Genomic DNA, 21,496 nt, shown 5'->3' on the forward strand with positions numbered 1-21,496 from the left:
TAATACCCGTGAAAAAGAGCGTGGACGAAAACATACGAATCAGGAACCTAATCAGCATGCCGAAAGGGAATTTACCCCTCGACGGCGGCCCAGACTTCAATAGACTGATTTTCTCGGCGAGCCCATATCTGTTGCAGCATGCCGAGAATCCAGTAGATTGGTACCCTTGGGGAGAAGAGGCCTTTATAAAAGCGCTATCAGAAGACAAACCAGTTTTCCTTTCAATCGGCTATTCGACCTGTCATTGGTGTCATGTCATGGCCCATGAATCTTTCGAAGATCCCGAGGTTGCAGCAGTTTTGAATAGCTTGTTCGTCTGTATTAAAGTTGACCGTGAAGAGCGACCTGATATCGATGAGCAGTACATGACAGTCGCTCAGATAATGACCGGAAGCGGGGGCTGGCCACTCAATATTTTCATGACCCCCGAGAAGAGCCCTTTTTATGCAACTACCTATATTCCGCGGCAGCAGAAAATGGGCATGCCTGGTATCATTCAGGTGCTGGAGTACTTTGATCGGCTTTGGCGGGTTGATCGGGAAAAACTGAAAAACAACGCGGCATCGACTCTATCAGTTCTTGAAAACTTCTTTGCTCCCGAAGCAGGGCTTCTTCCAGAAATTTCTATGCTGGAAAAGGTTAATCAGCAACTTTTAAATATTTATGATGACAGGTCAGGCGGGTTCGGCACTGCGCCAAAATTTCCGATGCCACTTTTTCTCGATTTCCTTATCCGCTATAGAAAGAGGAATGATAGTGGCAGATCTCTAGCAGTGATTGAACAAACCCTGCGTAACATGCGCTACGGTGGAATTTATGATCAGCTCGGATTCGGTTTCCACCGTTATTCTGTGGACAGTGAATGGCGGGTGCCACACTTTGAAAAGATGCTTTATGATCAAGCTCTGATTGGCAGTACCTATCTGGAGACGTTTCAAGTTACGTCTAATCCCTTTTATCTGAAGGTAGCAGAAGAGATCTTGTCGTTTGTGTTCGACGAGATGGCCTCTTGTGAAGGGGGCTTTATTGCAGGACTTGATGCAGATACCGAGGGCGAAGAGGGTACATATTACCTTTGGACGCACTCGGAAATAGAAAAGGCGCTCGGGGAAAAGGAGGCCGCGCTGTTTTGCCAACTGTTTGATGTAACTGCGCAGGGTAATTTTGAAGGTAAAAACATCCTTCATCTGCAATTTTCACCTAAGCAGTTTTCTGCTGACGACAATATGTTGCCAGAAAGCTTTTATATTGGTTTTGAGCGATGGCGCAGTGTGTTGCTTAAAAATCGCCGGGAACGTGTTAGGCCGTTTCGTGATGAAAAGATCGTCACTGCATGGAACAGCCTGATGATTACCACTCTGGCAAAAGGATATGCCATTAGCAGCAACAAGAAATACTTGACTGCTGCCAAGACTGCAGTTGATTTTATCTTTTCCTCATTAGTTGATCCATCTTTACGATTGATGCGCAGTTATCATTTGGGCAAAGCCTCTGGGCCAGGGTATCTAGAAGATTATGCCGCTTTCATAGGGGCACTGATAGAACTGCATCAGGTTACGTTGGAAACAAATTATCTGGAACAAGCCTGTTTCTTTGCTGATGAAATGCAACGTCTGTTCGGCCAGGAAGCTGGCGGGGCTTTATACGAAACCGGAATCGATGCAGAAAAACTATTGGTGCGCCACATAAGTGCTCATGACGGGGTGATTCCCTCTGGCAACAGCATGGCGGTATTCGACCTGTTAAGACTCGCCAGGATCACTGGAGATTTATCATATCAACAGAGAGGTGAAGCCATTCTGCACTCATTCATGGGGACTGTGGCACGACAGCCTGTTAATTCGATCAATTTCTTTTCCGCCTTTGCCTTCTCTGTGTCGCCTGAATTTACAGTAACTATTTCCGGAGCAGAGGAAGATTTGTCCCAAATTATCTACGCTTTGAATGGAAGGTACATTCCTAACCTTGCTTTGAGATATGGCGGATGTGAAGTCGAAGGGGAATTCCCTGTCGTTGATAACAAGCCCACCAGCTATGTATGTGCAAAAAACGCCTGCCAACCACCACTGGTGGGAGCTCAGGCGCTTGTATCTTACCTAGATGAAGCTTTGTAACTATAAGTGATCTGATTCAAGAGGTACCGGTGCGCATAACGTATTTTTGCTGTGAGCCTTGGATCCGCACCGTTCGCACACAAACTCAGGGTTACTTGCAAGCAGAGTTTTCACCCGTGAATCAGGTAAACTGCATATTTTCGGGTTTTTACTGGTCATAAAATTCACACCCCCTTTGTGGTAACTACCATTCTCCTCCTGTTTATTATTCTAATATTTTCACCGCAAAAATGCATATTGAAAATCGAATGTGTCGGTGGCGACTGATAAAAGGTCGCAGGTTAGAAGTATTAATCCATGCTCTTCACGTAGAGCCTCAGAACCAGTGCCGCAAGCAGAGCCGAAGCAATAGCCATCACTCCGACCAGTTTTCTCTTTTGCTCGGTTTCATCAAGTCTCTTAATAGATTGCAGTTGTTGTTCAAGCTCTTTATCTATCTCTGCTGTCTGCAGATTAATCCTGGCGACATTAAGTTCATGGAACAGCGTGTGAAACCTGTTTCGGACGGCAAACAGTGATTTCTCCATTGCAGAAGTATCTATTCCTTTACCTTTGAAGTCGCTTAACCGGCTATCGATATAGACTATTTTAGCTTCAGTAGCGGTCATCGCCCTCTTGATTTGGCTCGGTTTTTCATAGCTATGGCAGCGAGAACAATTCTTTTCGTTGATCAGTTCGATGGTTGTCTTTTTTACCTGATGGCTGCCGTGACAGGTAATGCAGGTCGGTCCCCCCTTGCCGAGATTCTTGCCATGCTTACTGCCAAGGTAGTCTTTCAACACTCCAACATGGCAGCGACCACAGAAACCAGGGATCCCAGTCTCCACCGGCGTCCCCAGAAAGCCCCGGGCCGGGCTCATGGCATTCTCTGCGTCTCCTGGATCGCCACCATGGCAATGGTTGCAATTAATGCCGTTTTCCGCATGGATACTGCCCCGCCACAGTTCAACCGGTTTGGCAAATCTTCCGGTCTGCGACCCATGGCATTGCACACAGACAATTTCAGATTTGACTGCTGCTGATGCCTGAGTTGTCATGGTAAATAGAAGACCAGTCAGGATAAAGATAGTCCGCAATGAAGAGATCACGAAAAGTGCCCCCATATGGCAAGTCCGATCCATAACAGAATCCCCCCAATGCTGCAGGCCATGAATAACGGTCTTTTAAGCGGGTGTTTTTCTGTGCCACGATCGATGAACGGCAGAAGTGCCAGGAATGTCATAGCTGCGCCCTGGACAGCAAGTCCCAGGAACTCGCTGGGGAAAAGTTTGAGCGTCTGGTAATTAGGGAGGAAATACCATTCCGGCTTTATATGGGCTGGGGTAAGGAAAGGGTCGGCCGGGATAAAAGCATCTTTAGGCAAAAAGAGGTATGGATCGAAGAATAACACTGCAAAAAACAGCGCCAGATAAAGCATTATCGACGTCATATCCTGCAACAGGTAGTTGGGGAAGAACGGAATACCACCGGGGTGTTCTTCATAGCGAAATGTATCGCCACGCCAATTACTTTTGGTTTCCTTTAACCCAAAAGGCGGAGTGGATACCCCAATCCTTTGCAATAAAACGAGATGAATACCGACAAAAGCAGCAATCGTAATGGGGATAACCGCTACATGCAGCGCAAAGAAGCGCCCGAGAGTGGGAGGGCCGACCAGCTTGCCGCCACGGAGGAACTCAACCAGGTAGCTCCCAATGAAAGGGATTGCGCCGACACTATTGGTGGCAACGGTGGTCGCCCAATAAGAGAGCTGACTCCAGGGGAGGAGATAGCCGGTGAGAGAAATCGCCATCACGAGATTGAACAGGATAAAGCCTGATAGCCAGTTAAGCTCGCGCGGACTCTTATAACTGCCCATAAACAAGACCGACAGCATGTGGAACAGCAGGATGAGCACCATCATGTTGGAACCTACGACATGGCACATCCGTACCAGCCAACCAAACGGGACCCTGTTCATGATCATGGTGACGCTTGCAAACGCCTTGTCTGCATCCGGCACATAGTAGATTAACAAGAGAATGCCGGTAACTATCTGTAGTGAAAAAATAAAGAGGAGAACGCTTCCCAGCGAGTACCAGGCATTGATGTTCCTGGGGAGGAGATAACCGGTCAGCTCTTTTTCGATAAGGCTATGAGTTCCGAGCCGGACATCGAGCCAGTTGTCAATATTTTTGTAAAGGGACATGTAGTTATCACCCTATGGTAATGGTGCCGTTTGCGATGCTGACATGGAGCGGCTGAAGCGGTTTCGGCGGCGGCCCTGAGATGACCAGTCCTTGCGCTGTATATCGACCGGCATGACATGGGCAAAGAAACTCACCACGCTCTTTTTGCCATTGGACAATACACCCCAGGTGGGTGCAGACAGCGGAGAGGGCAATCACGCCTTGCTCTTTGTTTTTGATTAGCACTGCAGCCGAACCGGCATACTGGAAAAATTTAGCTTCACCTTCAGGGATATCACTTTCCTGAAACGTTACTTTGCCGGAATTCTCCTGTTCGGGGATCGGTGATAGATAGCGAAAGAGGGGATATGCTACTGCCGCAATTGATGCACTAGCAATTCCTCCCAGACATACCCCCAGAAATTTTCTTCGGTCGCGGTTTTCCATTATCATTCCCAGTGGATACAGGCAACAGGACACACATCAACCGCCTCAGTCTGTATCATCTCTTCCGGAGCGCCAGACGAGTCAAAACTGACGGCTTTGCCATTGTCGTCGAACCTGAATACTTCAGGCAGATTGTCCACACACAAACCGCAACTGATACAGCTATCCTGATCAACGACTATCGCTCTTGCCATTATCCCCTCCATGTCAGATAGTTTATACGAGATGGAGCAGTAATCAATTAGAGACTCACATCTTGCCTTGGCGTATGGATCTACCTCATAATAGCAGCAAACATGCCAGTAGAAGGAAAGGGCAAAAGCTGCTATAATTTCATATGGTTAATTGAGTGTATTGTTTTTATGGCATAATCAAATGCAACTGTAAGCTGCCAGTTATTTCCAGACTGAAAGGAAAATCGTGGAGAGTGTTCGAGTTACAACCGTGCAATATCTGTAGAAGATGCAATAAACATTGCACCTTGTGTTTTTGCGGTAAAATATAACATGTTAACATCATGAAAGTTAATCGAACGTTTCCTTGGCATAGCTTCTGCTCTTTAATAGGTATCTACGATCAAAGGGAGAATAACGCATGGCAACCCGTCTTATCGACAAGATCTTTAAAAGCCGTCCCACAATCGAAGGGGCCGGCGTGCATCTCAAGCGGGCATTTGGTTATTCTCAGGTGCCATTGTTTGACCCGTTCCTGATGCTGGATGATTTCCACACTGCCAATCCGGCTGAGTACCTGGCCGGTTTTCCCTGGCATCCGCATCGGGGGATCGAGACCATAACCTATGTTCTAGAGGGGTTGGTCGAACATGGCGACAGCATGGGAAACAAAGGGGTAATCGGCAGTGGTGATGTGCAGTGGATGACTGCCGGTAGCGGCATCATCCATCAGGAGATGCCACAGAAGAGCCCGACCGGTATCATGTGGGGATTCCAGTTCTGGGCCAACCTGCCTGCAGCTCAGAAGATGATGGCCCCGCGCTATCGTGACGTAAAAGCCGCCGACATTCCTGAAGTGGTGCTGGATTCCGGTGTGAAAATCAAGGTTGTCAGTGGCCGGATAAACGGCACTCAAGGTCCGGTGCAGGATATTGTCATTGACCCGGAGATGTTGGACGTTTCCGTCCCTCCGGGGACAGTCTATCGGCATCAGGTGAAAACAGGTCATACGGCGATTGCTTACTTGCTTGCCGGTGAAGGCTATTTCGATGAAAGACGCGACCCCTTTGCCATTGAAATGGCCGGAGCGGGTTGGATGGATGTTGCCAGGCGCTGCATTTGTGGTCCGGAAACAGTTGTTCTTTATGAGCGGGAAGGTGAGGAGGTCTGCATAACGGCCGGAGAAAAGGGGGTGCGCTTCCTGTTCATCTCAGGCAAGCCATTGGGCGAGCCGGTTGCCTGGTACGGCCCGATTGTCATGAACAGTCAGGAAGAGCTGCGGATTGCCTTTGAAGAGTACGAGAAAGGAACTTTTATCAAGAAAAAGTAGTTTCATCAATCGGTATGACTAGGAAGGACAATGAATCATGAATGAACTGCTGCCGGATGGCGATGATATCAGACGTGCCGTAAAATGGGTGTCAACAAACCTTCAGGAGGGATATAAACAACCGCTTCAGGTTCTCGTTCAGGAGGCGATCTTCAAGTTCGATCTTTCACCTCGAGACGCCGAGTTCCTGAACCGGTTCTTCCTGAAAAAAGTCATTGAGCCTTAAGCGGCCCTTCAATGGTTTTCAGCAAGCGAGCAGAACAGCCGTCGTTTAGATAAATAGAGCAACTCCTCTACGTATGAGAGATCTTCTTCAGCAACCAAAACTTCCTTAATCTCGCTTTCCTCTTTACTTGATTGCACTGAATACTCGACACCGCCTGCCTCCAGGATATCTTCAACAGCTGCAAGCTCATAATCGTTTTTCACATCATAGAATCTCGTCATTAATCCCACCCCCTCAATCTCAAACTCAAAGGGAAGCGAAGCGATAACATACCATAGCATCCAGTAATCGCTGTTCTCTTTGAATTTATTATAGCATAAATCGAATGCCATTTTAATGGATGCAGGCTCTCTTGCCTACGGTGTCAGTCACAATTTTTACTGCTGTTCTCATATCCGAACAGTTAAAATTAATGAGTGCGACATCAAGTTCACCTTTGACGTGTAACGGTATCAACCCTTCCTTGATGTACACGTTGACATCCCTGTTATCTTTTATCATAAGAGAACCTTTGTATTCGACCTTGAGACCGTCACTATAGACACATTTCATGGTCCTCACCTACCTTCCTGCATATATTTTGGCATATTCATGGTAAATTGTCATGAATTTAGATGGTTATCGAACATTCGGCAAATAAAATGCAGGGTGTTATCGAATCAAAAGATGCAGATCAGTACCAGGGGGTAGGGATTCTGCGGGGCCTAGATCTACAGGAGGGTAGGGGATCTGCTCCGTATCACCAATAATATAATTGATAACGCTCTTTCTGCGATCGTCATCCAGCCATATTTCCCAATGCCTTTCAACCCCCATCTTGTCGCCCGAGAAGTACTCTTTTGACGACTTGTAGCGGCACTCAGCCGGGTCGTTTCGCTTTACAATCGAATCCAGGCAGTCTCCAAGTTTTTGTACACGCAGCAAGATTTCCTTATTCCCTTTTACCAAAGCGGTTGCATCGGCAAGTTCACGATATCCCATCAACACCGTTAATGCAGTCATTACCCACTCGGCCCCGTCGACATCAGTAAACCAAGCGGTAACTTGAGCGCCGTTCACAGTTTTGCTTACCGTTACCTTTGCTGGACAACCCTCAGGAGGTTTGCCCGACCAAGACTTTGTGCGGTTAATCTCATTGAACACTTTGGCAGAGCAGTCAGCAAGAGGTGTTAGATCGGCTCCTGTAGCTTTTATTATCGGCGTCAGTAGAACCAATACCGTTACAATTATTATTGACCATCTGTTGTCTCTCATGGCGGTTTCCTTGCGCACTTGGGGTAAATCAAATGGTAGGAGTTTCAGCAAAAACACCTTCCTCCAGAGTAAAATAGAAGGTGGCCCCTTTTTCAACCTCACCTTCAGCCCAAATGACTCCACCATGCCTATGAACTATCCGCTGCACGGTTGCCAGACCGATACCAGTCCCTTCAAAACTTTCGCCGTTGTTTAGCCTCTGAAATGGCGTGAACATTTTAATAGAATGCTTAGAATCAAAGCCGATACCGTTATCACGCACATAGAAAACCGGCTTTTTGTTGATGTTACTCAGGCCAAACTCGATTATAGCAATTTCCTTGTTACTGGTATATTTCCAGGAGTTGCCTATTAAATTCTGCAGTAACAATTTAAGTAAGGTTTTGTCTCCGATGGCAGTCACGTTTTGCGAGATACGAAAATCAACCTGACGGTCATCCTGGTCAGAAACTTTTAAATCATTGGACACTTCGGCAACTATTTTACTGAGGTCAATGTTTGTTTTCCTGAGTGTAAAGCGATTGACCTTAGAAAAATTAAGAAGTGTCGTTATAAGGTCGTTCATCTGATAGACACCATTCGTTATCTCTTTGACAAATGAGCGACAAGACGAGTCCAAGTTGGAACTGCACAGCTCCGTCAATACTTGGCAATAACCATTAATTACCGACAGTGGCGTGCGTAAATCGTGTGAAACAGTGTAATTAAAGGCCTCCAGCTCACGATTCAGCATTTCCAGCTCTTCTGTCCTAGCGGTCAATCGAGCATTAAGATCAGTAATATGGCTATGTTGTTCTTTTACTTTTAGTTTGAGGGAAATCGAATCTATGCATTTTTCGATTGCAGCAAAAAGAAGTGCATTGTCAACCGGCTTAACTACATAGTGGTTTATGCCAATATCGATGCTGTCTAGTAGATACTGGGTGTCGGTACGGCCAGTGAGTACAATTATCTGGACCTCCGGGTTAACTTCTTTTATTTTTCGGGCCATCTGCAGGCCATTCATTTGAGGCATGCTTATGTCAGTTACCAGAATGTCTGAGTTAAATAGAGAATACGCCTCAAGCCCTTCAGCGCCATTTTCTGCTACAGTCAGCTGCAATGAGGGGAATTTGGTTTGCAACATCGATAAAAGGATTGTCCGCGCATCTTTTTCATCTTCAACATAGAGGAGAGAAATAGGCACTTGCTTTTCTGAAGACTGATTCACCTCAGGCCTCCAACAGAACATTTAATTACTCGTCGAAGCATAATGCTTAAATGAGCAGAATCCATGCCTAACTATCAGCGCAAAAAACAATCTAAATTCAACAAGATGCGAAAAAATCTTTTTGTTAATAGTAAACAATAATTCGCATTATCAATTAATAAACAACAAAATTCAGCTGGTTAGCCGGTTGACCCAAATCTTTCCAAAGCAACAAATCCTTCATGAAACAAAGTCTCATATAATGCCAAAACCCGGCTGAGTAGGCTCAGACGGGTTTTGGAGCTAAAAGTATTGCCAAGCTTACTTGGCAAGTTTCGCCGCTATCGTTGCCAAATGTTTCCCCTGAAAGCGTGCGGCAGCCAATTCGTTGTTAATCGGTGTTCGTTCTCCCTTGGTCCCAGCAATTGTTGAGACTCCATATGGTGAACCACCAGTTATTTCGTTGTTACTCATTTGCCCGGCAAAAGAGTAGGGGAGTCCCACAATTACCATGCCTTGGTGGAGAAGGGTGATGTGAAAACTGAGTATGGTGGATTCCTGGCCGCCGTGCTGTGTAGCAGAGCTGGTGAAAACTGCTCCGGGTTTGCCGATTAAGGCGCCTTTGGACCAAAGCTGCCCTGTTGCATCGAGAAACTGGCGCATCTGGCCGCACATATTGCCGAATCTTGTCGGCGTCCCGAAAATGATGGCATCATATTCCGGGAGCTCATCAACAGTGCAGATCGGCACATGGCTTAGCTTACGCTGCACTTCAGTTGCTCCCATCATTTCAATAATTTCTGGAGAGAGTGTTTCGGGAACTCTTTTGAGAACAGCCTCACATCCAGGAACTTCTCTGACGCCTTCCGCTACTGCTTCAGCAAGACCGTGGACATGCCCGTACATCGAATAGTAAAGAATCAGAGCCTTCATGGTGAAACTCCTTTCAAGATAAGCTTTATGGTTTTCTGTTTCTTCTTAGGCGATTGTTCAGCGCCTGGCGGGTGATCCCCAACATTTGAGCTGCTATGCCCTGATTATTATTGCTTATTTCCAGTGCCTTCCGAATCAGTTCCGTCTCGGCTTCTTTCATTGTCGGAAAGCGGGGAAAAGAAATAGGATTGAAATCGACTGGGGCCGGCAGATCCGCGTCAACCAAGTGCGAGCCTTTTTCCCTGCTAATTAATTCCTTGAAAGCCGTGACATGTATTTTACCGTCAGAACTCCTGGTAACGACGTCGAGAATCATTGCCTGCAGTTCGCGTACATTTCCGGGGAAATCATAAGTTGCGAGCAGATTAACCAGTTCTTTTCTGTAGGTAAGTTTGTGCTTGTTCTGTAAATGGGCATATTCTGCGACGTAGTGATTTAGCAGCAACGGAATATCGTCAAGCCTGTTTCGTAGTGGTGGGATATTAACCTGATGTGAGCATAGACGGTAATACAAGTCCTTACGGAATTTCCCCTCCAACATTCGCTGCTTGAGATTCTGATTGGTTGCTACCAGTAATCTCGCATGATTTTGCACTGGGATGTCTGAACCGATAGGGTAGTACTCATTTTCCTGCAGCAACCGCAGGAGTTTAATCTGAGAAAGTTCATTCAGATCGCCAATTTCGTCAAGAAAAAGGGTGCCATTGGCTGCCTTCTTTATAAGTCCGTCCCGGTCGGATATCGCACCGGTATAGGATCCCTTCCTGTGGCCGAAAAGGGTGTCAGAAAAGAGAGTGTCGTCAAGACCGGCAACATTTACTGAAACAAACACACCTTTTCTTTTACTAAGGGAATGAATGGCCTGAGCAAACAGCTCTTTACCTACGCCAGTTTCACCTGAAATTAGGATCGGTTGAAACGATTCGGCAATAATCCCAACGTACCTGATAAGCTCAAGCAAATCCTTATTCTGTGTAATAATCGATGGGACAAGAGGAGTTGCGACGAATGGTTCTGAATCAGCTTTTTTCCTGGAAGCGATGATTTCTTCATTAAGTGTATATAGCTCAAGGGCTCGATTGACGCTGGATAGGAATCTTTTGATGACAACCGGCTTCGTGAGATAGTCTACCGCTCCAAGTTTCATGCACTCAATTGCCGTCTCAATCTGTTGTTCGGCCGTAACAACAATTACCGAGATTCCCAGGTTTTTCCTTGAAATCTCTTCGAGCAGAGTAATCCCTGAAATCTTAGGCATCATTAGGTCAAGAACAATCACAGCAGTTGAGAAGTTTTCGATGTGCCTGAGGAGGTCTCGACCATCATTGAAGGTTATTACATGCTTCATCCCAACACTTCTCAGGAACGATTCAAGTAATTCAAGGGCTTGAGGATCATCATCTACGAGGACCACCGGCAAATCATGGAAATTTTCTGGAATCATTAATCTCCTCACAGCTAACTATCGAAAATTTATCTAAATCTTATCAAAAAAAATTGTCTCTGCATTCAGCTGACCAGGGATAATAAAATATGCTGCAACCGGCCTTAAGCCGAGGCCAAGGCAATGTCAGGTGATGGAAATATCGGCACTGCTTTCCCATAAACCGTGCAAGTTGCAGCGCTGCCTTGCTACAAGAGTAATCTTCCCGCTCGGCGCCGCATCTTTCGGTATGGCAATGGTGAAGACAGCTTTTGGTTTCATAAAACCACGTGATTGAAATTCCAGGCGCCCGGCCGGTTCATTTCCAATGGAAAGCTCAATATATTCAATCCAATGACTGGGCCCCATTGGGTGCAAGTTTTCCCCAACCATGATCTCAACGGTAAAGGGTTCACCGGATTTTGCCGATATTGGTGCCAAAATAGCAGGGGAGTGACTTTTTTCAAGCCCGGTTTTTTTTGCGTGATCCTTCACACGGTTTATCCCGTCAAAAAGCAGTTGGTCCACCGCCGGCTGAAAGAAATAGCTCGTGGCAGAGACCTGCGAAGCAACTCCTGTGACAAATGACGCCGTAACTGCTTGCAAAAGAAATGTGCGGCGATCCATAAAATTCCCTCCCTTGATACATAAATTTTAACTACTGAGCTTCAGCACATTGTCTGCCAAGATTATGCAAAGTGTTGGCTTGAACTTCAGATTGGCATGTAAATTGAGGATGTTAATACGTTTTATCAGGATCTGATGTTTAGCTGAGCGGCTTATCAGTTGATTATTCAGAATAATCATTAATGTTAAAATAATTTACCTGCAACATTTATTGCAACTCCCAATTGAACATATTGAGCTAGTTATCAATAATTAACTGACTGAAAGATTTATTGCACAAGCAAATTATGTTTCATGTTTGCATCAAGGCCTCAGCCGGAGAATAGTATGTCACTTAAAAAACAGCTGCTTGTAGGATTAATTCTGGGGATGGCAGGCTTTGCCGGGAATTGGTTCAAGTATTCACTTTTCCTGAATATAGACTTTCTCTTTGGTTCTTTTTTTGTAATGACGGCTGTGCTTTATTGCGGAACATTGTCAGGGGTTATCGCAAGCCTGATTGCCAGTTTCTGCACCTATATTTTGTGGAAACATCCATATGCCATGGTCATTTTTACCGCTGAAGCAGCAATTGTAGGCCTGTTCAACGCTCGCCGCAAAAAAGCCGATATTCTGCTTCATGATTTTATCTACTGGCTGATCATTGGCGGACCATTGGTATGGCTTTTCTATCATCATTATCTCGGGGACTTACACCAATCAACTTATCTGATCATGCTGAAGCAGTCGATGAACGGCATCTTTAACACTCTTTTGGCGTCAATTATTTATCTTATTCTGACCTCTAGAGAAAAAGTGACTGGGAATCTCCCCTCCTTTCAACAAATTGTTTTCACAATCATGGTTTCTCTTGTGTTGCTGCCAGCCTTCCTGATTACTTTCTACAATCTCAGATCAGAGCTAGATGAGTCAGAAACCAGATTGGCCGAACAGACCAAACGAGGTGCTGACACTGCCCGTTCATCTGTTTCAGAATGGATAAAGGAGCGGCAACAGGTTATTACCTCGTTAGCAAGCAGGATAGGGAATCCTGACAAGAGGAGTTTCCAGGAGATGCAGGAAATCCTGGGGATTACCCTGGACGCCTCTCCCCCTTTCTGGAGGATGGGGGTCATGAATAGTACAGCATCTACTGTTGCCTATATGCCACTCAAGGATGAATTGGGGAAATCGACTATTGGAGTCAGCTTTGCTGATCGCCCTTATATCGCTAGTCTAAGAAAAGAAAAAACGCCCTATATTGCAGGGGTCGTGATCGGTAAGCTTGGCAAAAAGATCCCGATTGTGCCGTTTATTTCACCGATCGTTGCAACTGGTGAATATAAAGGCTTTTGTGTTGGAGTGCTGAAAGCGGATATTATGGGTCAACATCTCAAATACATTATTGGTAAGCGAAAGATGAATATCACCATTCTTGATCAATCAGGATTGGTGGTGGTCTCCACCCGCAAAAATATGCCGATAATGAGTCGCTATGAACGCCCAGTCGCTGGTACATATCGTCAAATATCCACTGGAGTGGCGCTCTGGACTCCACCGCCGGAACCTGGAAAGAACCTGATGCAACGCTGGTCGAAATCTCTGTTTATAGCTGAAGAAGAAATTAGCGCAGTGAATAAATGGAAAGTCATTGTAGAAAACTCATATGAACCTGCACTTATTGATCTACGGGATAAAGCAATATTTTCACTATTCATTCTTATAACATTATCCATATTTACCATTCCGATCTCCTATCTATTAAGCAGGCTATTAACACGTTCACTTGAAAGAATACGATTATCCACAAGCTCTCTGCCAAATGATATTAATAATTGTCATGTTGAAGCACTGCCTGGAAGCTCAATCAAAGAAGTCGCCGTTCTGATTGAACACTTCAATGAGTCACGTAAAAAACTGCAAAACAATCATGACTCCTTGGTTGAGATGTATGAAAAGCTCGAAGCTCAGGCCAGCGAGTTACAGGCAAGTGAAAATCGCTATCGAACATTGGTAACTCATTCACCGGATGCGGTTTTCGTTGTTCAGGATAAACGCTTTGTATATGCAAACCCTGCAGCGATAAAATTACACGGGGCGGAAAAAGCTGAACAGCTATTAGATCAAGAAGTGATTCATTTTATTAACTCGGCTTACCGGGAACAGATATTCAAGCGTATGGAAATGGTTCTTCAAGGGGAGACCACGGCTAGCTATGAAAGCAGTATTGTGAGGATTGATGGTAATACCTTGCCAATTGAGTCGGTTGGGGTTCCGGTTGAATTCAATGGCCGCCCTGCAATTCAGGTAATTATGCGCGATATTTCAGAAAGAAAGCGTGCCGATGAACAGATTAAAAGTTTGAATATTAATCTGCAGCAACGAGTTGACGAACTTCAGACAATTTTCGAAACAGTCCCAATCGGACTGGCTATAGCAGAAGATTCATCAGGGCAGCGTATAAAGGGGAATTCGGCAATTGCCGCACAGCTAGGAATCAATGCAGTCTCTGATCTTTCATATGCTAGTGGTAAATGCTCATACACGGTTTACAGGGAAGGGCAGCAGTTGCAGTTGCTTGATCTGCCAATGCAAAGGGCTGTAAGAGGAGAAAAAGTCGCAGGTGATGTTTTAGAAATACGTCGTAGTGACGAAGTAAAGCTAGTTCTTCATTGCAACGCAGTTCCTTTGTTAGACGGTTCGGGAAAACCCAGAGGAGCTGTAGGAACTTTCCTTGATATTACTCACTTGAAGCGGAGCGAGGAACGCCTGAATCTCCTTGCCGATACTGCTGGGCTGCTCTTGATAGCTGAATCACCATTAGACGCCATAGAGTCGCTCTGTATAAGGGCATTGTCGATCTTGGATTGTCACGTTTTCTTTAACTTTATTAGTGATGCCTCCTCAAGGCAACTACGGCTAAATGCCTGTGCCGGAATCCCTGACAGCGACAGGGATAAAATCGAAAGGCTGGATTATGGCGTTGCGGTATGCGGTTGTGTGGCGCAAGACGCATGCCGAATTATTGCCGAAGATATACCAAACACGCCCGATATCCGTACTGAACTGGTAAATTCCTACGGGATAAAGGCATATGTATGTCATCCTCTCCTGCGTGGGGAAGAGGTACTCGGCACACTGTCTTTTGGTACTCGAACGAGATCTTTTTTCGATAGTGATGATATTGCAGTAATGAAGGCGCTATCAGATTTTGTTGCAATTGCTATCGAAAGAAAGAGGATCGAAGAATCCTTGGAACGGGCTAAGAGAGACTGGGAGCGGACATTTGATGCTGTCCCGGATTTAATCTCAATTCTGGACAAACACCACAAAATTATACGTCTTAATAAAGCTATGGCTGCCCATCTCAACAAGCATCCGAAAGAATGTATCGGCCTTGAATGTCACGAAGCGATACATGGTTCAAGTATCCCCCCATCTTTCTGCCCGCATACACTCTCTCTTGATGATGGTAAAACCCATCATGCTGAACTCCACGAGGAGACGCTGGGGGGCGATTTTCTGATAAGCACGACCCCACTTTTAGATCAGTCAGGAGAGATGATCGGCACTGTTCATATGGCCCGAGATATAAGCGACAGAAAAAGAGTAGAGGAGGCACTTCGTAAAGCGCACGATGAACTGGAAAACCGGGTAGCAGAAAGAACAGCGGATCTTGCCAGCCTGGTTGAGGTGCTCCAGCAAGAGGTCATGGAACGGATTAAGGCTGAGGAGGCGTTTAACCTTGAGTCAGAAGAACGAATCAAAGCAGTCGAGAGATTACGAGAACAGGAAAAGTTTATGGTGCTGCAGAGCCGACAGGCTGCCATGGGTGAGATGATTGGCAATATTGCCCATCAATGGAGACAACCATTGAACATCCTTGGGCTATTGATCCAACAAATGCAGATGTATCATGAAATTGGACATTTTGATTCAAAATATCTCGATCAAAGCGTGAAAAAAGGGATGGAGATCATTCAACACATGTCGCGTACAATTGATGATTTTCGTGATTTCTTCAGACCTGATAAGGAACCTGTCGTTTTCAGCATCACTGAAGCAATTGAAAAAGCAATTTCACTTGTTAAAGAGAGTTTTGCCAGCAATCTTATATCTATTCACTGTAGAATGGATTCAAAATCCGTTACCGAAGGGTACCCAAACGAATTTTCACAGGTACTATTAAATATACTTATAAACGCAAGAGATGTCTTGATCGAGCGCAAGGCAATCGATCCAGAAATATCTATAAGCGTTGATAGTAACGATGATAAATGTACAATTAAAATATCAGACAATGGTGGAGGAGTATCAGACGACATAATTGAAAAAGTATTTGATCCGTACTTTACAACAAAAGGTGTACAACAAGGTACTGGACTCGGACTATATATGGCAAAAACTATTATCGAGAAAAACATGAACGGTATGCTGACTGTCAGTAATGGATCAAAGGGAGCAGAGTTCCGCATCGAAGTAGTGAGAGTTATCCAATGAACACAAATAGACCAAGTATTTTATGTGTTGAAGATAACCCTGATGCTTTGAATCTTATGTTATCAATGTTATCGGTTAAATTTTCAAACCTAAACATTTATTCTGCCCTGGATGGAGAGTCTGGGTTTCGGCTGTTTAAAGAGAATAATCCTATAATTGTCATTACAGATCTATCGATGCAAGGAATGGATGGCTTCGAGTTGGCTAACAATATCAAAAAACTCGAACCGCAAGCATTTATAATAGGAGTATCAGCGCACAGCAGATCAGGTTATGATATAAAATCTAAACTTCAATTTGACTGTTATCTACACAAACCAGTCAATTTCGTCGAATTGTCTAATGTGATTCAAAAGGTCATCGACATAAAGACTCTGAGCAATTTACAGAGATAGTAAAATAATCATCGTTTTTGAGATTAAAGTTGCGGAACAGCTAACAGCTGTAACAAAATTCCCCAATGCTGTGTGGGTATAGGCGAACAGAGGCAACGTTACTGTGTTTCTATATTGGTATTTTCTGAATCGCCTCTTTCATTGCTGACATTGTATAGGGTTTCTGAATGAATCCTGAGAGTTTTTTACCCATAAACTTCTGAGTGACTTCCTGCTCACTAAAACCACTGGACATGACAACTTTGGCGTCTGGCTTGATTCGCATGAGTTCGTAAAAGCACTGTTCGCCATCCATTATTGGCATGGTTAAGTCTAGTACGATAAAGGATATGTCGGGATTTGCCTTGAAAACCTCTACCGCATCGTTACCATCATTTGCAGTGACAACAGTGAAACCTAACATTTGAAGCATGGCCATTCCAATATCTCTTACGTCTTCTTCATCGTCTACCAGCAGAACTTTTCCTTGCCCCTTCCAGTCTTCTGTCTGAGTCTGTAAGGGTTCGATTTCTAGCTCCTGATCAGATGCTGGCAATAGTACCTTGAAAGTGGAGCCGTTGCCCAGTTCACTGGTAACCTTTATGGCTCCATGGTGCCCCCTGACAATGCCAAGCACTGCCGCCATTCCTAACCCACGGCCAGTGAACTTGGTGGTGAAGAACGGGTCGAAGATCTTCGCAAGAGTCTCCTGATCCATACCACAGCCGGTATCGGCAACTTCCAGGTAGACGTAGAGCCCTCCCCGCAGCGGATCGACCAGCCAGGCATCCTTCAGGTAGTTTTCAGTGCACTCCACACAGCCTGTTCTGATGGCGATAATGCCGCTTTTATCGCCAAAGGACTCAGAGGCGTTGATCACAAGATTCATGACGATTTGACTGATCTGAGTTGCATCGGCATCCACTCTGGGGAGCGGCCGATTGAGGTCGTAACGGAGCAGTGCCTTCTTGGAGATGGAGACCTCAAATATGTGCCCCATCTCCTCCACCAGTTGGTTCAGATCGATGGCCTCAATGACAAATTTCCCTTTACCGGAGTAGGCAAGCATCTGACGGGCAAGCTCAGCGGCACGGACAGCAGACTTTTCGATCCGCTGCAGGTTGTCTAGAGCGGGGGACTGGGGATTGAGCGAAATAATGGCTAACTCGACGTTACCGATGATTGCGGTAAGGATATTGTTGAAATCGTGAGCAATGCCGCCGGCCAATATGCCTAGGCTCTCCAGTTTCTGTGTGTGCAGAAGCTGCTGCTCCAGTCGGAGGCGCTCATCTTCCATCCGTATGCGGTCGTCGATATTACGTGAGATAGCAACAATGCCGCGCAGGAGAGGATTGGTCAGCTGATTGTTGGCAGAGCACTCCATCCAGCTGTAGCTGCTGTCCTTGTTCCGGTAGCGGTACTGGACTACATGGACCTGATTCGGCGATTGCAGGAGGAGGTTGAATCCTTTGCTCACCTTTTCCTGATCATCCGGATGAATCAGGTCAAAGGTGTTAATGCCAATCATCTCTTCATCTGTGTAGCCATGAATCCGCTGCGCTGCTGGTGAGTTGTAGAGCAACTCACCACCCTGGCCAATGATGCTGATAATATCGGGCGACAACGCCATAATACTGCGAAAACGTTCTTCACTGGCCCTAAGCGCCTCTTCCGCCAATTTGCGTTCCGTGATGTCGCGATCTACACCACGAAAACCGAGCAATTCGCCCTGCGGATCGAGAATCGGTACGGCGGTGCTTTCCAGGTAGCGATAGAATCCGTCTTTGGCGCGCCAGCGCACCACAATGTTGCTCCATCCCTGTCGGGAGGCAATCCATCCCGACCAGAGTTCGTTAATCTTCTGCCGATCCTCGTGGTGGACCAGTTCCAACCCCATGCACTGGAACTCTTCCGGGGAGTAGTTGAGAATCTGTTGCACTGCCTGATTTGAATAGGTGTGGTTGCCGGAAAGATCAATCGCCCAGATCCAGTCCTGTGAACTTTCCACAATCGCATTGATCATTTGCTGCTGATCTCGCAGTGCCTCTTCGGCTTGTTTGCGATCGGTGATGTCCTGTATGGTGCCGAACATTCTCTTGGCTTTGCCATCAGTGTCATACTCAAATTCGCCAATGCCGAAAACCCAGCGAATCTGGCCATCAACCGGGCGGATAATCTCATATTCCATCTCGAACCATCTCTGGGCAACCAGGAGATCAGAAAAATAGGCTGCCATGCGGTCGCGCTGATCAGGATGGATCAGGTCCAGCCACCCAGAGAATGTGCGAGTAAAGGCAGCGTCAATGCCGAAAATATCGTCCATTTCATTGGAACTCGTCCATCTGTCTTGAACAATATCGAAATCATAAATCCCGATATGAGCCGTACGTTGGGTCTTGAGCAGGAACGCCTCACTTGCCTTCATTGATTCCTCAATGCGCTTTCGTTCAGTAATGTCCCGGCACAGTGTGAGAATTTGCAACGAGTCCAACTTTCGGGTTACGGAGGCATTTATTTCCAGCGTGGTGAGTACCCCTTCCGGAGAAAGGTAGTCAACAACAAAACCCCGTACAACTCCTGTTTCGATGCATTTTCGTATTTCATCCACATTTCGGTCTAAATCATGGGTAGCGGTCCATTCAGTTACGCAATGCCCGATGATCTCCTGCAGGTTATTGCGGCCGGTCAAGCGGACGTATTCCGAGTTTGCATCCACGACCCGCCCCAATTCGTCGAGAATTACATAGCCGGTATTTGTTGTCTCGATCAGTTGTCTGAATCGCTCCTCACTCTCCTGAAGCGCCCGTTCTTCTTTCTTCCGAGTCGTGATGTCACGGATAAAGGCGAGAAAAATATCCTTGCTCGGAATAAAGGTGGCACTTACTTCAACGTCGAGCAGCGTACCGTCCTTACGGCGGTGGCAGGTCTCGAATCTGTCATGACGCTGGACTACGATGTTCGCCGAGTGCCCCTCCAACTGGGCATCATTCTCGCGCGCCTCTAAATCACGCAAGGAGAGATTCAGCATTTCCTCCCGACTGTAGCCATACTGCCGGCAGGCCAGGTCGTTGACCTCGATGATCTTTCCAGTCCGGTCAACTATCCAGTAGGCATCGAGCGACGTCTCCGTCAGTACCTCATACTGCCTTGCCGACTGCAGTTGTTGTTCTTCCTGCAGCTTCTTTTCGGCAATGTCCCACGCCAGGTCGGCGAGCAGACTGACAACCTTCACGTCGCTTTCGTTGTACTCATGGGGCTTATTCCCCAGACCGAGAATCGCCACTATCTTGTTGTTGCGGAAGACTGGCACCACCATCTCACGAACAACGACAGCAGGTTCCTTTGACAGGTTGCAATGGTCCAGGGAGGCATATTCGTTGTGGATCACCGGTTTACGGGCCGTGATGCAGTCTATCCATACTCCTGCCTTATCGACGCTGTAATACCAGTTTTTTTCATCAGCCCGGCAGCAATCACGAACTGTTCTGGTGGACCATGCTTTGAGGGTTACGCAGCGGCTCTCTTCATCATAGGAATGATAGAAGCCGATCAAGCTGCCGGTGAGTGCCTCCAGTCGATCCAGAGTTTCGACCAGCAGCTCATCCAACGTGTGGTCTGCTGCGAATTGCATCAGATGGAGCCTTGCCCGGTAGACCAACTCGACTTGCTTCCGCTCTGAGATATCGTGAAGGGTAACTAATACTTGGTAAGGAACTGTTTCTTCCTCGTGGAACATCGGAATGGCATTGACTTCCAGCCAGATAAAGTCATTCCGCTTGGAGCTGAACACCCCGGCCACCATGTCCCGCACCGTTTTGCCAGTGGTCAGTGCAAGCGTGGCGGGGTGACATTCCGGCGGCAGTTGCTGGCCGTCTTCGGTTATAACTTGCCACGCGGGGGGGGAGGAGGTGCGTTCGAAGAACTCTTCTCTGGTTAGGCCGAAGAGTGCCAGGGCGGCGGAGTTAACGTCCACAAGCTGACCATCGGCATTCTGCAGAAACGCCCCTTGGCCCATATTGCTGAACAATGTCTGGAATTGTTGTAGCACTTCAACCATTCGTCATTGCTCCAATAGAGTTTTCATGCACTGTATTGACGATTTAGGGCGTTAGCTACAAGGATTCGGTTTGGCTAGCCACAGAATCTTGTTAGAGAATCCTGCGCAACTCATTAATTTATATATTCGCGATTTACTAACAGACTGTATCATCTTAACAATAAACTCGGTGAACGCAATTCAACTGTTTTGCCTGATACGTAATTAGAATGGTAACTCTTTGTGAGCACGGTTCTAAGCCTATAAGGGAAAGTCTTATGCCAATTGACAATCTTAGTCATTTTATCTGCAATCGGCTATATCTCCGATTTTAGCATTGCTACGAATTATTTTTTGTAGGAGGGATAGTAACGTGGTGAGTTTGAGAGGGTTACAATTTCGTGTAAAATTTGGTTACAAATTTAATCCCATAAACGGTGCAGTTTGACATAAAAGACCTCCGAGACTCTACGTCCCATAAGATATATTATGTCAAGTACGATATTGACGTGATTATCTGTGGGACGTTTCTCGTTTAATCCTCTTTAGAATCCCTAAGCCAGTTACTATAGCGGCGCGATTGCTTTTACAGTGATGTACGATTGCTTTGGCAGTAGCTACATTGAATTATTTCATAAAATAAGGGGGTGTTTTAAGCCCCCTTAAATATCAACTATTTATTGATAATGACTTTCATTATTATATGAATAATCCCACCTCGTC

General features: G+C 46.1%; 17 protein-coding genes. 5 read left to right on the forward strand and 12 right to left on the reverse strand.

The features are described from left to right. The first annotated feature begins 8 nt into the window (after positions 1-8). A complete protein-coding gene (locus KI809_RS19865; RefSeq protein ID WP_337833340.1) occupies positions 9-2,114 on the forward strand; it encodes a thioredoxin domain-containing protein in 2,106 nt (701 codons plus the stop codon). Between the two features lie 290 nt (positions 2,115-2,404). Here the strand turns inward: KI809_RS19865 and KI809_RS19870 are convergent, their stop codons facing one another. The 4 genes from KI809_RS19870 to KI809_RS19885 are packed head-to-tail and all read right to left on the reverse strand — an operon-like array spanning position 2,405 to position 4,923. Next, the gene (locus KI809_RS19870; protein WP_246559534.1) at positions 2,405-3,235 is read right to left on the reverse strand and encodes a cytochrome c3 family protein; all 831 of its coding nucleotides are present in this window, start codon (positions 3,233-3,235) and stop codon (positions 2,405-2,407) included. Further along, the gene (locus tag KI809_RS19875) at positions 3,199-4,302 is read right to left on the reverse strand and encodes a cytochrome b (protein ID WP_214173353.1); all 1,104 of its coding nucleotides are present in this window, start codon (positions 4,300-4,302) and stop codon (positions 3,199-3,201) included. Before KI809_RS19875 ends, KI809_RS19870 begins: the two co-directional genes overlap by 37 nt. 7 nt (positions 4,303-4,309) lie before the next feature. Beyond that, positions 4,310-4,729, reverse strand: a complete 420-nt coding sequence (locus tag KI809_RS19880) for a QcrA and Rieske domain-containing protein (protein WP_214173354.1) — start codon at positions 4,727-4,729, stop codon at positions 4,310-4,312. A 2-nt stretch (positions 4,730-4,731) separates the two neighbouring features. Next, the gene (locus tag KI809_RS19885) at positions 4,732-4,923 is read right to left on the reverse strand and encodes a ferredoxin (protein ID WP_214173355.1); all 192 of its coding nucleotides are present in this window, start codon (positions 4,921-4,923) and stop codon (positions 4,732-4,734) included. Between the two features lie 400 nt (positions 4,924-5,323). Between KI809_RS19885 and KI809_RS19890 the strand changes: the two genes are divergently transcribed. Further along, positions 5,324-6,232, forward strand: coding sequence for a pirin family protein (locus KI809_RS19890; RefSeq protein ID WP_214173356.1), 909 nt, complete (start codon positions 5,324-5,326; stop codon positions 6,230-6,232). Between the two features lie 37 nt (positions 6,233-6,269). Next, the gene (locus KI809_RS19895; RefSeq protein WP_214173357.1) at positions 6,270-6,458 is read left to right on the forward strand and encodes a hypothetical protein; all 189 of its coding nucleotides are present in this window, start codon (positions 6,270-6,272) and stop codon (positions 6,456-6,458) included. Positions 6,459-6,466: 8 nt separating this feature from the next. Here KI809_RS19895 and KI809_RS19900 read toward each other — a convergent pair whose 3' ends face one another. The 7 genes from KI809_RS19900 to KI809_RS19930 all read right to left on the reverse strand — a co-directional run bounded on the left by KI809_RS19900 (position 6,467) and on the right by KI809_RS19930 (position 11,884). Continuing rightward, a complete protein-coding gene (locus KI809_RS19900) occupies positions 6,467-6,790 on the reverse strand; it encodes a hypothetical protein (RefSeq protein WP_246559535.1) in 324 nt (107 codons plus the stop codon). A gap of 1 nt (position 6,791) precedes the next feature. Continuing rightward, positions 6,792-7,010, reverse strand: a complete 219-nt coding sequence (locus KI809_RS19905) for a hypothetical protein (RefSeq protein WP_214173358.1) — start codon at positions 7,008-7,010, stop codon at positions 6,792-6,794. A 99-nt stretch (positions 7,011-7,109) separates the two neighbouring features. Further along, complete coding sequence (locus tag KI809_RS19910) at positions 7,110-7,763, reverse strand: hypothetical protein (protein WP_214173359.1); 654 nt, start codon at positions 7,761-7,763, stop codon at positions 7,110-7,112. Continuing rightward, positions 7,741-8,922, reverse strand: coding sequence for a sensor histidine kinase (locus KI809_RS19915; RefSeq protein WP_214173360.1), 1,182 nt, complete (start codon positions 8,920-8,922; stop codon positions 7,741-7,743). The genes KI809_RS19910 and KI809_RS19915 overlap by 23 nt, the downstream gene beginning before the upstream one ends. 300 nt (positions 8,923-9,222) lie before the next feature. Then, positions 9,223-9,834, reverse strand: a complete 612-nt coding sequence (gene wrbA, locus KI809_RS19920) for an NAD(P)H:quinone oxidoreductase (RefSeq protein WP_214173361.1) — start codon at positions 9,832-9,834, stop codon at positions 9,223-9,225. Positions 9,835-9,859: 25 nt separating this feature from the next. Beyond that, a complete protein-coding gene (locus KI809_RS19925; RefSeq protein WP_214173362.1) occupies positions 9,860-11,278 on the reverse strand; it encodes a sigma-54-dependent transcriptional regulator in 1,419 nt (472 codons plus the stop codon). Positions 11,279-11,404: 126 nt separating this feature from the next. Next, positions 11,405-11,884 (reverse strand): class II SORL domain-containing protein, encoded by a 480-nt coding sequence (locus tag KI809_RS19930; RefSeq protein WP_214173363.1) that lies wholly within the window; start codon positions 11,882-11,884, stop codon positions 11,405-11,407. 327 nt (positions 11,885-12,211) lie between these two features. On the opposite strand from KI809_RS19930, the gene KI809_RS19935 reads away from it, so the two are divergent. Both KI809_RS19935 and KI809_RS19940 read left to right on the forward strand, forming a co-directional pair. Continuing rightward, on the forward strand, positions 12,212-16,363 hold the full coding sequence (locus KI809_RS19935; RefSeq protein WP_214173364.1) for a PAS domain S-box protein: 4,152 nt from the start codon (positions 12,212-12,214) through the stop codon (positions 16,361-16,363). Continuing rightward, the gene (locus KI809_RS19940) at positions 16,360-16,758 is read left to right on the forward strand and encodes a response regulator (RefSeq protein ID WP_214173365.1); all 399 of its coding nucleotides are present in this window, start codon (positions 16,360-16,362) and stop codon (positions 16,756-16,758) included. Before KI809_RS19935 ends, KI809_RS19940 begins: the two co-directional genes overlap by 4 nt. Positions 16,759-16,867: 109 nt before the next feature. Here the strand turns inward: KI809_RS19940 and KI809_RS19945 are convergent, their stop codons facing one another. Further along, a complete protein-coding gene (locus KI809_RS19945; RefSeq protein WP_214173366.1) occupies positions 16,868-20,794 on the reverse strand; it encodes a PAS domain S-box protein in 3,927 nt (1,308 codons plus the stop codon). Between the last annotated feature and the right edge of the window lie 702 nt (positions 20,795-21,496).

Origin of the sequence: Geoanaerobacter pelophilus, assembly GCF_018476885.1 — a bacterium.
In the GTDB taxonomy this organism is placed as follows: Bacteria; Desulfobacterota; Desulfuromonadia; order Geobacterales; family DSM-12255; genus Geoanaerobacter; species Geoanaerobacter pelophilus.